The sequence below is a fragment of the Streptomyces sp. NBC_00239 genome, from assembly GCF_036194065.1.
GTDB lineage: Bacteria > Actinomycetota > Actinomycetes > Streptomycetales > Streptomycetaceae > Streptomyces.
In genome coordinates this window covers 8,086,617-8,102,348 of record NZ_CP108095.1, presented here as the reverse complement: position 1 = coordinate 8,102,348, position 15,732 = coordinate 8,086,617, and the positions used below count along the sequence as shown (strand labels likewise).

Annotated in this window: 15 protein-coding genes; 10 read left to right on the top strand and 5 right to left on the bottom strand. The window is 70.0% G+C overall.

The genetic code is table 11. The features are described 5' to 3' along the window. Positions 1-60: 60 nt before the first annotated feature. The 3 genes from OG764_RS35775 to OG764_RS35765 all read right to left on the bottom strand — a co-directional run bounded on the left by OG764_RS35775 (position 61) and on the right by OG764_RS35765 (position 2,277). Positions 61-285, bottom strand: coding sequence for a DUF3117 domain-containing protein (locus OG764_RS35775; RefSeq protein ID WP_328973276.1), 225 nt, complete (start codon positions 283-285; stop codon positions 61-63). A gap of 461 nt (positions 286-746) precedes the next feature. Next, positions 747-1,187 (bottom strand): hypothetical protein, encoded by a 441-nt coding sequence (locus OG764_RS35770; RefSeq protein ID WP_328972508.1) that lies wholly within the window; start codon positions 1,185-1,187, stop codon positions 747-749. A gap of 127 nt (positions 1,188-1,314) precedes the next feature. Beyond that, a complete protein-coding gene (locus OG764_RS35765; RefSeq protein WP_328973275.1) occupies positions 1,315-2,277 on the bottom strand; it encodes a WGR domain-containing protein in 963 nt (320 codons plus the stop codon). Positions 2,278-2,436: 159 nt separating this feature from the next. On the opposite strand from OG764_RS35765, the gene OG764_RS35760 reads away from it, so the two are divergent. From OG764_RS35760 to lysA, 10 genes are all read left to right on the top strand, one after another. Beyond that, a complete protein-coding gene (locus OG764_RS35760; protein ID WP_328972507.1) occupies positions 2,437-2,907 on the top strand; it encodes a protein kilB in 471 nt (156 codons plus the stop codon). A 70-nt stretch (positions 2,908-2,977) separates the two neighbouring features. Next, on the top strand, positions 2,978-3,706 hold the full coding sequence (locus tag OG764_RS35755; protein WP_328972506.1) for a helix-turn-helix transcriptional regulator: 729 nt from the start codon (positions 2,978-2,980) through the stop codon (positions 3,704-3,706). A 38-nt stretch (positions 3,707-3,744) separates the two neighbouring features. Continuing rightward, complete coding sequence (locus tag OG764_RS35750) at positions 3,745-4,248, top strand: nuclear transport factor 2 family protein (protein ID WP_328972505.1); 504 nt, start codon at positions 3,745-3,747, stop codon at positions 4,246-4,248. 381 nt (positions 4,249-4,629) lie between these two features. Next, entirely contained in the window at positions 4,630-4,764 is a 135-nt protein-coding gene (locus OG764_RS35745; protein ID WP_328972504.1) for a hypothetical protein, read from the top strand. Between the two features lie 103 nt (positions 4,765-4,867). Beyond that, entirely contained in the window at positions 4,868-5,758 is an 891-nt protein-coding gene (locus tag OG764_RS35740; protein ID WP_328972503.1) for a DUF692 domain-containing protein, read from the top strand. Further along, a complete protein-coding gene (locus OG764_RS35735; protein ID WP_328972502.1) occupies positions 5,749-6,597 on the top strand; it encodes a hypothetical protein in 849 nt (282 codons plus the stop codon). Before OG764_RS35740 ends, OG764_RS35735 begins: the two co-directional genes overlap by 10 nt. Before the next feature lies 1 nt (position 6,598). Next, entirely contained in the window at positions 6,599-8,581 is a 1,983-nt protein-coding gene (locus tag OG764_RS35730; RefSeq protein ID WP_328972501.1) for a glycosyltransferase family 4 protein, read from the top strand. 122 nt (positions 8,582-8,703) lie between these two features. After that, positions 8,704-12,168 (top strand): ABC transporter ATP-binding protein, encoded by a 3,465-nt coding sequence (locus OG764_RS35725; RefSeq protein ID WP_328972500.1) that lies wholly within the window; start codon positions 8,704-8,706, stop codon positions 12,166-12,168. A 748-nt stretch (positions 12,169-12,916) separates the two neighbouring features. Further along, positions 12,917-13,270, top strand: a complete 354-nt coding sequence (locus tag OG764_RS35720; protein WP_328972499.1) for an SAV_915 family protein — start codon at positions 12,917-12,919, stop codon at positions 13,268-13,270. Between the two features lie 14 nt (positions 13,271-13,284). Continuing rightward, positions 13,285-14,619 (top strand): diaminopimelate decarboxylase, encoded by a 1,335-nt coding sequence (lysA, locus tag OG764_RS35715; protein WP_328972498.1) that lies wholly within the window; start codon positions 13,285-13,287, stop codon positions 14,617-14,619. A gap of 343 nt (positions 14,620-14,962) precedes the next feature. On the opposite strand, the gene OG764_RS35710 is transcribed toward lysA, so the two are convergent. Next, positions 14,963-15,292, bottom strand: a complete 330-nt coding sequence (locus OG764_RS35710) for an NHLP-related RiPP peptide (protein WP_328972497.1) — start codon at positions 15,290-15,292, stop codon at positions 14,963-14,965. A 31-nt stretch (positions 15,293-15,323) separates the two neighbouring features. After that, positions 15,324-15,656 (bottom strand): NHLP-related RiPP peptide, encoded by a 333-nt coding sequence (locus OG764_RS35705; RefSeq protein ID WP_328972496.1) that lies wholly within the window; start codon positions 15,654-15,656, stop codon positions 15,324-15,326. Positions 15,657-15,732: the final 76 nt, after the last annotated feature.

Below are 15,732 nucleotides of genomic sequence, written 5' to 3'. Positions count from 1 at the left end.
ATTCAGGAAGGATTCACCCTCCGCGGGCCGGCGTCTTGCCCTTCGCTCTGGACCGCTTGGTCACGGTTCCTCGGTTTGCTCGGACTGCTCGGGTTCCGCCGGATCGTTGAGTGCGTCGGCGAGGGCTTCAGCCTCATCCGGGGTCAGTTCGACGACGAGGCGGCCGCCGCCTTCGAGCGGCACGCGCATGACGATGTTCTGCCCCTCCTGGGTGACCTCGAGCGGACCGTCACCCGTCCGCGGCCTGATCCTGGCGTTAGGGAATTCACCGTCGTTGAGGGACAGTGCCAGCGTCGCGTTTTCCTCGGCCTTGACTGTGTACGCCCCCACAGCGGGCGTCGCAGTGGCCGCAGGCGTGAAGACGACCGTGGCCCCCAGCAGCAACGATGAGGCGACGAGCGAGACGACGGCGTTGCGTCGGATGCGCCGAGCCATGATGGGTGTCCTCCCTCGCGATGAGTGGAGGGCGCCGCGGAAGCACGGGGGCGGGTCGCCGCACCAGCGCTCCAGGAGTGGTCCCTCCAGCCACAGCGCGACGCCGGATGTACCGCTGTGGCGCTGCTGCGGCGCCGGACCGATCGGAAGGGCGCCGCATCCATCCTCCCCCTGACCGAACCGGGTGTCGACCGGAGAGCCGTGTGACCCGGACCGGACCGGCGGACAGGCCCGGGAGCTCACCACAAGGCAGCTTGACGGCTTGGCTTCGCGAGGTGTCTACCGCTGCCCACAGCCCCCAGGGCCCGCGCTCAGCGGCGACCGGTGGCCAGGGTGACGAGGAACTGGCCGCCGCCCGCGTCGATGTTGGCGGTCACCGGCAGCCCCGGCACCAGTCGGGAGAACCGGTCCACCAGCCAATCCGCCGCCTCCTGGGCGTCCTTCCTGGTCGGACAACGGCCCACCATCTCGCGGCCCCCCTTGCGCTCCAGCCTCTCGGCAACGGCGATCAGGGGCGCGGGTTCGACCACGTACAGGCGCTCCGGCCAGGCGATGACCACCTTGACCGCACCCTTGCGGCTGTTGCACCCGCGGTGCGCGAGCCGCTCGGCGACCTTGGCCTTCCGGTCGGCGGTCCGGCTGTCGACACTGGGCCCCCGCGGGTCGTTCACCGACTCGTCGGGGTCGACCGGTTCGTCACACACCCAGCACCGCCAGCCGTCGCGCTCGGCCACATCATCAAGAAGACTCATCCAAACAACCTAGCCTGCCCGGCCACCACCCGCGCACAAGGGCCCCGGCACCGAGCCCGAGGCCGAAGTGGACTTCGGGCACGTGCACGGCGTGCCGGCCGGGATCCGGCGGCGGATTCGTGTCGTATCAGCCGAGGAGGAAGGAAGTCCCCTCTGCGACGGACGGTGCACTGTCGGGTGTGAATCGCCTGATCTCACCTCGGAACGATCGGGCTTCCAGCCAGCTCTGCGGTGTCGCATCCGGCAGCACGGCCATGAGTCGTTCGAAATCCGTCGGCCGGTAGACCTTGAACGTCTTCGCTCGCCCGTAGTCAGAGGGCTCCATGTCGAACCGGAGGTCAACGACCGGCTGCGGGTCACGGCTCCAGTCGCTGTAGGACAACGCGCCGTGACCGTGAATGCGAGCGTCGACCAGAACCTCAGGGTCCGCATCGCCGATCTCGCAGTCGAACATGGGGAAGACCGTCGCGACCCGGGATGCGACAGCCGGGTACGCCCGGTACGCCTGACCGAGAGACGGTGCGCAGAACAATGCGTGGGTGAATCCTCGGACCGGCCTCGGCATGGGCACCTTGTGGTGGGATCGACCGTCGAAGGCCAAGTCGCGCCGAGCACACACGAAGTCCAGGAAGGCAGACGCCTCGCCGGCCTCATGGCTCTTCCCCCGTACGACGAACCGTACGGCGCTCCGTCCCTGCTCGCGCAGGATGACGTACTCGTGAAAGCCCATCACATGGCCGGAATGGGTCCGGCAGTACACCTCATCGAGGCCATCGACCGGCAGATATTCGGGGACCGGGCCGGCCGCTCCGGAGCCGGCTCGGATCACGTCGAGGACGGGCGACGTCTGATCGAGTTCGGCATCGTCACGCAGTGGCTCAACCTCGATGAAGCCCTTCCGCAGCAACTCGTTGATCTTGCGTGCGGCATGACGTCTCGCGTGTTCCTCATCATTGAGCGTCGAGGCACTGGCCTTACCGCTTCCGCCGACGGACCCCCACCGGATGAAACAGCGGATCCCTTCTTGTTTGATCTCTCGGTACGCGCGCTTGCCCTCCGCCAAGAGCTCGAACCGCCGCCAACCCGTCATCACGCCCTCCAACGTCTGCGCGGCACCATGCGACCAAGAGCGCCCCTCACGCAGACACGCTATCCCGCGACTGCCCGCTGCCTCCCACCCGTGGCAGCGGCCTTACTGCCCGCCGACCTCACCACCGGAAACCGACTACCCGGGAGGACCCAACACCTCATGGCCATATGGACTTCGATCGTTGCCGTACTCGGTACCCTCGCCGGCGCGCTCACCGCCGGACTCCTCCAGCATCGTTCGGCACGCACCGCACGCGCCGAGCAGCGCGCCGACAGCCACCGCCAGGACCAGCTCGGCGCCGTCACCGACTTCGCGGCCGCCCTGGACGCGCACCGCTCCGCGATGTTCCACCGGGAGCGTCTGGCCCTGGCCGAGGCGGGCGCCGAGCACCAGTTGGAGGCCCAGACGAGGTCCCACGACACCCGGACGGCGATCACCGCGCCCCACATCCGCCTTCAGGTCCTGGTCCCCGAGCTCACCTCCGCCGCCCAGCAGGCCGCAGATGCCGCGTACGCACTACGGAAGGCCACCGGCCGCACCGAGCTGGACGCCCAGCGGCATGCCGCCAAGGAAGCGTCCGCGGCCTTCGTCGCCGCGGCCGCCACACTCCTGAGCCCCGACAACCGCTGACTGAGCGCGACCACTGCCGCGAGAGGCCTGTCCCGCCGTCGTGCCGGGGACTGGGTTACGGTCATTCCTCGTGAACCGAACCGATCGTCTGTATGCCCTGGTGGAGGAACTGCGCGCGGCCTCCCCCCGGCCGCGCAGCGCACGCTGGCTGGCGAGCCGGTTCGAGGTCAGCACCCGGACCATCGAGCGTGACCTCGCCGCGCTTCAGCAGGCCGGAGTCCCCCTCTACGCCGAGACCGGCCGCACCGGCGGCTACGTGATCGCCAAGGACCAGACCCTCCCGCCGCTGACGATCACGTCGGCGGAGGCGACTGCGCTGGCGGTGGCCCTGCACTCCCTGGCCGGCACGCCGTTCGCCCGGGACGCCCGGTCCGCCCTGCAGAAGATCCTCGCCGTCATGCCTCCGCGCGAGCGACACGGCGCGGGCGAACTGGCGGGCCGGGTCCGGCTCGCCGCGCCCGCCCGGCAGCCCGCCGACGTGCCCCACGTGCTGCGCGAGGCGCTCTCGATGCGCCGCGTACTGCGCCTGTCCTACGCCGACGCGCAGGGCTCAGCCACCGACCGCTGCGTGGAACCCCAGGGTTTCCTCGGCGGCGACCACTGGTACCTCATCGGCTGGTGCCGGCTCCGCTCCGCGGTACGCGGCTTCCGGCTGGACCGCATCCGGCACGTCGAGGTGCTGGCCGAGACGGTCCCGCCGCGCGCCCTGGAGCTCGCCGAACTCGACACGCTGGGCTGGCAGTTCATCGGCCTCGACGAACTCGTAAACACCGACAGGGGGTTGTCGCCCGAGGCGTAGAGGATGGTGCCCGACCGACGACAGGAAGGCACTTCCCCATGACCCGTACGACCGCCGCCACCACCACCGCCGCCGCCGCTTCGACCGCCGCAGCGAGGGCTACCGCCCCGACCGAACCCCCGGCCGAGCCCCCGACCGGAACGGACCCGCTGACCCGCGCACAGGGCATCGCACTGCTGGACGGGTGGACACGGCTGTGGAACAGCGACCTCGCCCTCGCCGACGGCCTCATCGCGCCCGAATTCCGGCTCCGCTTCGCCAACTCGGTTCCCGGTACCGGCTCCGGCGCCACGCTCGACCGCCCGAACCTGACCGCGTTCATCCGCGCCCACCGACAGGAACACCCGGGGCTGATGTACGCGGTCGACGGTCCGCCGGTCGTCGACGGTGCCCGCGCGGAAGTGGCCGCCCGCTGGACCGCCACGTACACCGACGGCGCGGGCCATCCGGTCACCAAGAGCGGCATCGACCTGCTGGCGATCACCGACGGCCGTATCGCGGCCGTCTGGTCCCTGACCGGAGACCGCCGCTTCGCACCGTAACGGGGACGGTTCCCACCCGCCGTCGTAGCCGCCCGTAGGGGGGCCGGGCCTCCCGAGCTCCCGTCGTTGCCGATCACGCCGGCCTGAGCCGACCTCGACCGCGGAGGTCCCACCGGGTGACATCCGCACCGGGAGACAGGCAGGCCCAGGGCCGGCTCCGAATATCTCCGGCGGGCCGTGATTCCTCGAGGCTCGGAAAATGTCCACCTATGACGTTGTAGGTTCCGGCGCGGAGGGCGATCGGCGAGCATGCGTGTGTCGGTCGAAGGAGTCTCGTGGTCTCAGGAGAAATCGACCTGACTTTCCGAGACCCGGAGCTGTTGATCGCCGACCCGGGCGGGCGTTCCGCTCGATGCTCCAACAATTTCCCAAGGAGGGAAAATGGCTGTCGCGATGACCGAGATCACTACCGCGGTGAACATCGAGGTGGAGCTGGACCTCACGGTCGAGCTGCTCCCCGAGAACCCGCCGACCGACCCCAGCATGAACAACTACTGCTCCTGCTCCTGCTGGTAGTCCCGGTCTGGGTGGCCCGCCGGCCGATGTTCCGAGCCGGCGGGTCACCCGCACGGCCGGTGAGCGATGGATCCCGAGAATGGTGGAAGAGAGGCGTTCGGTCGTGCATCTGGTCAGGGACCTGGGGATCGGTATCGGATATCGCGAACCGCTCAAGAGCGTAGTGACCTCGTCGGGCTTGGTGGGCTGGATCGAAGTCATCTCCGAGCACTACATGGGTGACCGGGAGAAGCGGGAGGCGCTGGAAGTTCTCCGCACCGAATTTCCGGACCTGCCGGTGATTCCGCACGGAATAGAGATGTCCATCGGAACGGTCGGGGACGACTCCCGGTGGCGTACGTATCTGGCCGAGCTGGCCACCGTGGTCGAGGCCTTCGACGCTCCGTGGTTCAGCGACCACCTGTGCTTCACCCGGACCTCCACTGCGGAGCTCGGCACCCTGATGCCGGTACCGCGTACCCGGGAGATGGCCCGGCACGTGGCCGACCGGGCGCGCATGGCCATGGACGTCGTCGGACGGCCGTTCCTGCTGGAGAACATCGCCTACCACTTCTCCTGGGGCGACGAGCTCACCGAGGCCCAGTTCGTCACCGAGGTGGTCGAGCGGTCCGGCTGTCACCTGCTGCTCGACCTCACCAACCTGACGTACAACGCGGAGAACCACCGGTTCGACCCGCGCACCTTCATAGACTCGATCCCCTACCAGCGCGTGCTCCAGGTCCACCTGGCCGGCGGAGTCGAGCAGGAAGGCACGTACTACGACACGCACTCCATGCCCGTTCCGACCGCCGTCTGGAGTCTGCTGGGAGACCTCCTCGCCAGGCACCCGGTCCCGGCGGTCATGCTGGAGCGCGATCAGCGGCTCGACCTCACCGACGAGATCACGGCCGATCTGCGGACGGCGAGTGCACTGCTCACTTCCTCCCGAACACGCTCGCCGGTGGCCCGGATGGCGATCGCCCGCGCGGAGCCCCGGAGCGACAGATGGTCGTGAACCCGGGCTTCAGGGTCGTGTCACTGCTGATGACGAGCAGTCAGGAGCGTCTGCGCTACGCCGCAGGCCCGACCGAATACCTCATGGCCGAGCACCTCAGCGAGGCAGAGGCGCTGGCGTTCCAACGCACCGTCTCCGCGGAACAGATGGCCAACGCCGCCCGGACCACGGTGCGCAAACGGTTCTCGCGGGCACAGGCTGTGCACCCGACCCTCTGCCAGATCGTCGACGCCCTGGGAGACCGGTCGGAGGAGGCCAAACTGGCGATTCCGTTCGGTCTGACGGATTCGGACCGCTTCCGCCGCGAACTCCTCGGCGTGAGCGCGGGTCTGGGTGACACGTGCGGCAACTGCCTGGGGGAGGCGATGCGGTTCGATGAGGACCGCACGCGCCTGATCGCGATGGCGCAACTGGCCCGGGCCATCGACGGAACCGCGTACCGGCGCACGACCGCCCTGGCCCCCACCATCGTGCCCGGTGGGCCGGAAGACCGAACTGCTCCGGACATCACCGGCGTCCACCGGCTTGCGAACTCCGCGCTGCTCTGCTCATACCGCAGCCATCTGCCGTCGATCCTGGCCGGCTTGCACCGGGAGACCGGCGACGGCGCTCCATCCGCCGCGTTCGCCTGCCACCCGGAGCCTTCCCACCTGCTGCTGGTGCGCACCGGACGCTCGGACGTCTCGTCCATGCGCCTCGGCCCGGATGCACACGAGATCATCGGCCTCCTGCAAGAAGGGCTGCCCGGGAGAGCCGTGGTCGACCGGTACGGGGCAGCGGCGGCCAAGCTGATCGCCGACCTGACCTACCTGAACATCCTCCTACCTGCGGGAAACTGACATGCGCATCTGCTTCGTTGTGAAGTTCCCGCCGACTCAGGGCGGCGTCGCCCTGCGGGCCGCACTGCTCGCGGGCGAGCTCGCGCGACTGGGCCACGAGATCCACGTGGTGACGAACGCCTTCGAGGTCGCGGACGCCTACCGGATCCGGGACAGTACGGCTGCTGCCACTTCGGTCACCGTGGTCCCCCTGGACGCGCCCGACCTGACGATGCGGCACATACCCCAGACCGACGCGACCGTGTCCCGGCTGGCCGGAGAAGCGGCACGGGTCATCCGCGAGGCGGACTGCGAGGTGGTCTACTCCAACTACCTGGAGCCCTGCGGGGTCGCCGCCCACATCGCCTCGTTGTGGACCGGTGTACCGCACGTCGTCCGGTCGGCCGGCACCGACCGGGTCCGCCTGATGAACCACGTGAACCTCCAGCACACCTACAAGGAGGTTTTCCTCGGTGCCGCCGCCATCGTCGCCGCGCCGGCCGCACTGCCGGGTCTGGGAGTCGAGCGCTCCCGTTTCACCGGGGTGATCCAACCGGTGGTCCCCGCCGACCTCTTCCGCTCCACCGCCGCACCGCTGGAGCTCGCAGAACTGGCCGCCGCTGCCCGGGACTCCGGCTCCGAGCTGCCCGACCCCGCCCGGCTCGCCGACGGCAGACCGGTCATCGGCTACTACGGGAAGGCAAACTCCAAGACCGGTCTTCGCCACCTGGTGGAGGCCCTCCCCCTGCTGCCGGAGCCCCGACCGAACGTGGTGGCCCTGGTGGGCGAGAGCGTGCCGACCGAACTCCGCCGGCGCATCGGGGAGCTGGACCTGAGCCGTCGGATCTGGCTGCTCCCGTTCATCCCGGGGCACCAGGTTCCGGGGTTCCTCCGCGCCTGCACGGCCGTCGCGCTGCTCGAGCACGACTTCCCCATCCGTCAGCACATCCCGACCAAGTTGCGCGAGTGCTTCGCGACCGGCACCGCGGCCGTCGCCACCCGTGAGCTGATCGGGAAAGAGGAGTCCCGGAACCTCGCGGTTCACGGCGAGAACCTGTACGCGGTCGAGGACCCCACCGACCGGGAGGCACTTGCCCGGGTCCTCGCCGAAGCCGTGGCGAACCCGACGAGGACCCGGGCCGTAGGAGCGAACGGCCGGCAGCTGCTCACCGGGGAGACCGACCTCACGGCCTGGTCCGAACGCTATGCCGAGCTCTTCCAGGCCGCCGCCCGACGAGGCGGCAGGTCGACGACGAAACGGGCTGACACCCAATCACATCCGGTCGACCCGGAGGAGGTGCGGCTGCTCCTGCCCCTGCTGGCCGAGCTGCTGGGCCCGGACTTCGAGCGGGAGTTCACCGAGTTCGTCCAGGACGGCGGCGCCGGCCGCATGTCCGGCAGCCCGGCCCGGGACACCGTACTCGCGGCGATGGCCTTCGCCCACCACTTCGCACTGACCGGGCCGCAGCGCCGCCCCGAGGTCGTCCCGCTGCTCTGGCGGGCACAAGCCGCCTTCGCCTGGCTGACCTTGGACGCCGGGCACCATCGCGGGACCGCCTACTTCCCGGGTCTGCCACCGAGCCCCGGCAGGCCATCGGCCGAGGGGTTCCCGGTCAGGAGCGGATACGTCAGGCTGCTACACCTCCCGGCCGACGAACTGCGCTCTGCACTGGCCACCGGCCCGGCGAGCGAGCTGCCCCGACTGCGCGAAGCACTCGCGACCTGGAGCCGAAGCGACGAATCCGGACCGGATGGCCTTCGCCTGCTGCTCCACCGGCTGCCCAACCTGGAGACCCGTACCTACCGGCTCGGCAGGACCGCTGAGGAGTGCATCCGACTGGCCGACGGAAGCACTCCGCTGCAAAAGATCGCCGCCACTGTCGGAGCACCGGTCGAGGCGGTGGGCCGGCTCCTGGGCGAACTCGCCGGACGGCAGGCGGTTCGCTTCCTGCCGGAGCCCACCGCCCGGGCCGCGGCCCTGCCGGACCTGGAAGTGTTCGCGTGAACCGGGAGCCCGGCCACCGGCCGCTCCCGGCCGCTGCCTCAGGTTGGAGCAGACGCCTGTTGAGGCACTGCCGACGCCACCCCCGCGAACTCCTGATCTCCTGCGGCGCCTCGGTTGCCGGAATGGCCACCATCGTCACGCTGCCGCAGATCCAGCGGATCACCGTCGACGAAGCCGTGCTCACCGACAACCGGCCGATCCTCCCCCTCGTGCTCCTCCTGCTGACCGCCGTCCTGGGCAACTACTTCCTGTCCTACCAACGCAGGCAGCAGTCCGCCCGGCTCTCCCTGGCGGTCCAGCACGACCTGCGCAAGGAACTGTTCGACGCGCTGTCACGACTCGACGGCGCCTACCTGGACCAGATCCGTAGCGGTCAACTGCTGTCCAGAGCGGGCGCCGACACCACCCTGGTGCAGAGCTACCTCAGCATGGCCCCCACCCAGCTCGGCAATCTGCTGATGGCGGCCTCCGCACTGGTCCTGATGGGCCTGCTGTCGCCGCTGCTCACGCTGGTCACGCTGGCCACCGGCCCCGGGCTGTGGTGGATTGCCCTCCGGGCCCGCCGTCGCCTGTTCCCCGCCGACCGTGCGGTGCAGCAGCGGATCGCCGAGCTGGCCGAGGTGGCGGACCACGCCATCACCGGTGTCCGGGTGGTGAAGGGGTTCGGGCAGGAGCAGCAGGAGATCGAGAAGTTCCGGGCCTCCGCCCAACGGGTCCGGCAAGCCAGGTTGCGAGTGGCCGGACTGACCGCACGGTTCGACCCGGCCCTGCGGGCGCTGCCGGGTGTCGGGCAGCTCGGCACCCTTGCGCTCGGCGGCACCCTGGTCATCGACGGTCGGCTCACCCTCGGTACGTTCCTCGCCTTCACCAGCTACCTCGCGCTGTTGGTCAGTCCGATCCGGATGCTGGCGACTCTTCTGACCGCCACTCAGCAGGCCAGGGCGGGTGCACAACGGGTGTTCGAGGTCATCGATGCCCACCCGGCGGTGGTCGAGGCAGCCGATGCCCGTCCACTGCAACCCGGGTCGGCGCCGACGGTGGAGTTCGACGAAGTCGACTTCGGCTACCGGGAGGGCGTGCCGGTACTGCACCGGCTCACCCTCGCCATAGCGGCCGGCGAGACGCTGGCCGTGGTCGGACCGCCCGGGTCCGGCAAGTCGACCCTGGCTCTTCTGCTCACACGCTTCTACGACGTGGGCACCGGAGCGGGTGAGGGTGGCGGCAGCGTCCGGATCGGCGGTCAGGACGTCCGGGAGCTGACCTTGGACTCGCTTCGCGGTGCGATCGGTCTCGTGCCCGAGGACGTGTTCCTCTTCGCCGACACCGTCCGCGCCAACATCGGCTACGGCCGGCCGGACGCGACCGACGAGCAGATCGTCATGGCGGCCCGGGCCGCCGAGGCCCACGAGTTCATCACGGCATTGCCGGACGGGTACGAGACCCTGCTCGACGAAGGCGGACTCAACCTGTCGGGCGGCCAGCGCCAACGGCTCGCCCTGGCCCGAGCCTTGCTGACGGATCCCGGGATCCTGGTGCTCGACGACTCGACATCCGCGGTCGACAACCGGACCGAGGCGGAGATCCACGCCACCCTGCGATCGGTCTTGGCCGGCCGGACCGCCGTTCTGCTCGCCCGCCGCCGCTCGACGGTCGCCCTCGCGGACCGGATCGCCGTCCTCGATGCCGGCCGGCTGGTGGACGTGGGCACCGACGCCGAACTGCTCGGGCGCTGTCCGCAGTACCGCAGGCTCATCCCCACTCCGGGCGGCCGCCCGGTCGTGCCCGAGCCTCGGCGACGGACCACGGGCACCATGCCCGACACCGCACCGAGCACCGGTCCTGATGCCCTGCCCGAGCCCGACCCCGGGTTCGGACTCCGGCGGCTCCTGCGCCCACTGGTCCGCCCGGTCCTCCTGGGGCTGTTCCTGGTCTGCGCCGACTCCACCTCGGTACTGCTCATGCCGCTCCTGGTGCGGACCGGGGTGGACACCGGGGTCTCGCAGGGCCGGCCGGCTGTCGTCCTCGCTGTCGCCCTCCTAGGCCTTGCGGTGCTGACGCTCGGCGCATTCGCCCAGGCAGCGGCCATTCGCAGTACCAGCGCGACCGGGGAGGAACTGCTCTACCGCCTGCGGACCACGGCATTCGCCCACCTCCAGCGCCTGGGCCTCCCGTTCTACGAGAAGGAGGGAACGGGACAACTGCTGACGCGCCTGACCACCGACGTGGATTCGATGGCCGCTTTCCTCCCGGGCGGCCTGGTCCAGGCCCTGATGGGGGTACTCGCGCTGACGGGCACCGCCGTCGCGATGCTCTGCCTCGACCTCGGTGCCGGGCTGGTGGCCTGCACGGTGCTCGCCGTCATGGTGCTGGCCACCCTGGTCTACCGCCGGGGAGCCGCCCAGGCGTACGCGCAGGCCCGGATCCGGGCCGGAGCCGTCAACTCGGAGCTCAGGGAGAACCTGGCGGGCATGCGGACCACGCAGGCGTTCCGACGTGAGGAGCACCAACGGACCCGGTTCGCGGCCCGCAGCGACGAATACCGGCGCAGCCGGTCCCGGGCACAGCGCAACCTTGCCCTGTACTTCCCGCTCGGCCAGCTGCTCTCCGGTACCGCCTCCGCCCTGATCCTCCTGGTCGGCGGGACCCAGGTCCGCAACGGCACCCTTTCGGCAGGTGCGCTGATCGCGTGCCTGCTCTATCTCGACCTGCTGTTCGCCCCGGTGCAGCAGCTCTCGCAGGCGTTCGACGGACACCAGCAGGCCCAGGTGGGCCTGTCCTGGATCAAGGACATGGTGGGGGCCCCGAGCAGCCCCGCGAACCGCCCTCGTCCGATGGCCGTCCCGGGCCGACTGAAGGGCGAGCTGGTTTTCGATGCGGTTCAGTTCGGCTACGACCCGGATCGGCCGGTGCTCTCCGGGATTTCCGTCGTCGTCCCGCCTGGCGGGAGCTTGGCGGTCATCGGTGCGAGCGGGGCGGGCAAATCGACCCTGGCCAAGCTGATCTCCCGGTTCTACGACGTCACTGCCGGCGCCATCCGGGTCGACGGAGTGGACATCCGCGAGTACGACCTGGTCGGGTACCGCCGACGAGTCGGTACGGTCCCGCAGGAGAGTTGGCTGGCTCCCGGCAGCGTCCGCGACACCATCGCTTACGGCCGCCCGCTCGCTGAGGACGCCGACATCGAGGCAGCTGCTCGTATCGTCGGGGCGCACAGCATGATCGTCGCACTGCCCGACGGCTACCACCATCAGATCACCGACGGCGGTGGCGATCTGTCGGCGGGGCAGCGCCAGCTGCTTACACGGGCCAGGGCCGAACTGACCTGCCCCGACATCCTGGTCCTCGACGAGGCGGCCGCCGCCCTGGACCTTGCCACCGAGTCCCTCCTCATGCCCCCCGATGCCCAGGGAGCAACCCGACCGACCACCATCGTCATCGCTCACCGCATGGCCACCGCTGCCAGGGCCGATCGCATCCTGGTACTCCACGAGGGCCGGATCGCGGAGTACGGAACCCACGTCGAACTCCTGGCGGCCGACGGCCATTACGCCCACCAGTGGCGGCACGAGCACCTGCCCGTCGCCTGATGGACGCGATGTGCAGCGCACGTAAACCGCGCCGTGCACGCCAGCCGCCATCCGCCTCCCGGGGTCGGATCCGCTGTTGACCGGCGCTGTCCCACGGACGGTTGGCAAGGTGTCGTCGGAAATCGAGGTGCCGAATCGGTACACGGCACCAACCCTCCGGAGCATGCTGTGCCGCTCATGGGCGTCGGCCAGGAAACCCATGAGGTCGCGGGCCGCCCTCCCCCGTACTGCGAAATACCAGCAGGCAACGGTGAGGGCCGGCGAAGCGGTTTGGCGGAAGGCGATCGCGACCCCCACGTAGGGTCCGAACAAGGGGAAGCCGAGCAGGACCCATGCCGCTTCGTAGAGGGCGTCCCACCCCTCCGTGAGCAGTCCCACGGTGGCCAATCCGATGGTGGTGAGGAGCGCTCGCCCGTGACGCGCACCGCTGCTTCTCATGACGACGTGTTCCCCCTCGGAAGCTCGCCGTACTCCTGCGCTGCAGACAGAGGCGGGGAGGACGGGCCTGCACGCCCGGCAACCGGGCGCGGCTTCCGGTTGCCACGGGTGCCGTTGGGTGGGCGGGCCTTCCGGCGACACCGCGTTTCGGCGTCAGGGATGCGTCAGGACTCGGGCTCGCGCCGTATGGGTCGCGTTACGGGACGGGCGCGGGTGTGGGAGTGCGGGGATAGCTTCGGTGCCGTGCCCCGGATTGCCTCCCCGCACCCGGGGCCTCACCTGCCACTCGTGGTTCCTCTGGGAGGGCCCCATGTGTTTGTTCCAGTACGACGACGACCCCGAGCCTGAAGAACGGATCCCGGCCGGGCCTCTTTACGTCCCGGTCCGGCCGGGTGGAGCGGAAGTCGTGGTGCGCCTGTTCCGCACCCCGCTGGGAGCTCGTACCGCTGTCGGTTTCACCGGCCCGGACCGGCTGGCCGCCACGTTCGGCGGGGAGCAGCCGTGGATCCGGCTCTCCGAAGCCGCGCTCCGTGCGCTGACCGAGCCGCTGGGCGCATCTCTGCTGACCGTCGACCCGACGTTCACCGCTCCTGCGGTCGCCAGGGAGCCCTCCGTCGCGGGTTCTCTGCCGGAGGAGTCTTCGATCGCGGCCCGGACCGCCTGATGGGGGATCATGCGATGACTGCCGCCGTCCTCTCCGAGGGCCGGACCGTCGCGGACGATCTGTCGATCTGGCCGGCCTCCACGACGCGCCTCCCGCACGGCGGGCTGGCCGTCGGCGGCGTGTCGCTGGCGGAGCTCGCCGAGCGGTTCGACACCCCTGCCTACGTCCTGGACGAGGGCGAGGTCCGCGGGCGCTGTCGAACCTATCGGGATGCCTTCCCCGACGCGGAGGTGCTGTACGCCGCGAAGGCGTTCCTGTCCCGGGCGATGGTGCGCTGGGTCGACGAGGAGGGCCTCGGGCTCGACGTGTGCTCGGCGGGCGAGCTGGAGCTCGCCGTCACCGCCGGCTTCCCGCCCGAGCGGATCGTGCTGCACGGCAACGCGAAGTCGCCCCGTGATCTGGAGTCGGCGTTGCGTCTCGGCGTGGGGCGGATCGTCATCGACGGGCCGTCCGAGATCGCCCGGATCGCGGCCGCCGTCGGCCCCGACGGGCACCAGAAGGTCATGGTGCGGGTGGTGCCGGGAGTATCGGCCGGCGGCCACGACAAGATCCGTACCGGTACGAACGGTCAGAAGTTCGGGCTCTCCCTCACCGATGGCGGCGCGCAGCACGCGATCAGCCGGATTCTCGGTCAGCCGCAGCTCGAACTGACCGGGCTGCACTGCCACATCGGCTCCCAGATCCTCGATGTCAAGCCCTACCTGGTGGCCCTGCGCCGGATGGTCGGGCTGATGGCCCGTGTCCGTGACGCGCACGGAGTCGTCCTGCCCGAGCTGGACATGGGCGGCGGGCACGGCATCGCGTACCGGCCGGGCGAGCCCGCCCTCGACCTCACCGCGCTCGCGCGGCGGGTGCGGCGCGAACTCGTCAGGGGCTGCGCAGCCGCCGGGCTGGCCGTGCCCCGGCTGGCCGTCGAGCCCGGGCGGGCCATCGTGGGACCGGCCGGGGTCGCCCTGTACCGGGTGCTCGCCGTCAAGCGCAGCGGCGAGAAGGTGTTCGTCGCGGTCGACGGAGGCATGAGCGACAACCCCCGGCCCGCTCTGTACGGGGCGAGGTACGCGCCCCGCCTCGTGGGCCGTCACTCGACGGCGGCGCAGTGCACGGCGACCGTCGTCGGCCGGCACTGCGAGGCGGGCGACATCCTCGCGGCGGACGTGGAGCTGCCGAGCGATGTCCACCCCGGCGACCTGCTCGCCGTACCGGTCGCGGGCGCCTACCAACTGTCGATGGCATCCGGATACAACCTCGTCGGCCGTCCGCCGGTGATCGCCGTCGATGAGGGCACGGCCCGGCTCCTCGTCCGGCGCGAGACACTGGAGGACTTCCGCAGCCGGGACATCGGGGGGTAGGGCCGGTAGACAGGGTCCATCGCCGTCGCCGTCGCCGTCGCACCGATGAGCCCCAGACGGCCACGGCGGTGAAAATCCCGCTGGTTCCTCCCCCACGGGAGGAACCAGCGGGATTTCCGTCGGGTTCCTGACGTCACCCGGCGTGGCCGTGGGGGCGGCGATCGCGGTCCGGTTCGGCCTCGGGGGTGACCGGGGCGACCGCCCTGCCCGAAGAGACTGGTCCCGCCGGTCGCTGCTCAGCGCGTGCGCAGGACCGCCGTCATGCGGCCGGCCTCCAGGGCATGCGGATCATGGTGGTTGCCGCCGTTGGTCAGATGTGCCTTGAATGAAGGTGCGGATCCGGTCAGCTGGTGCGCAGCACCGTGGGGATCGAGTCGGCGGCCAAGAGGAACACGATGGTGTGCGCCCCATGGGCCAGCAGGTAGGAGCGCAGCTGGTCGCGGGCGGCGGCGATGGCTTCCTTGTCGGCCAGTTGATCCACGGTCAGGCACCAGAACGGCGAGCCCGCGCGCAACTGCTCTTCGGACAGCTCATATCCGGCCTGGACCAGGGCGGCGTGGCGGTTCTGCTGGAACAGCTCGCGGAAGGCGTCGTCGGTGGCGAGCAGATCGAGCAGTCGATCGACGACTTTCGGCGGGATCCGCAGCTTGGTGTCCTGCACGGTCGATGACATCGTGTTCCCCCCAATGAGTGTGGATGGAGCGTCAGTTGTGGCGCAGTAGCGCGTGCATCGCCCCGGCCTCCAGGGCGTGCGGGTTGCTGTAGGCCGCGTCGGCCAGTAGGTACGTGCGCAGTTCTTCGCGAGCACCGGCGATGGCTTCCTTGGCGGCCAGCCGATCCACGGTCAGACAGCTGAACGGCGAGGCCGCGCGCAGCTGCTCTTCGGACAGCACGCAGCCGGCCCGAACCAAGGCCGCGTGGCGGTCGTGCGTGAACAGTCGGCGGAAGTGGTCGTCGGTGCTCAGCAGATCAAGCAAACGGTCGACGACGGCGGCCGGAAGGTGCAGTTTCTCGTTCCCCAGTACCTGAATCTGCATGATAAAAAACCATAGCTGACCATTACGCGACACGGGAGTCTCTCCGTGGCGCAGTAGATACCGGATCCCGCACTCC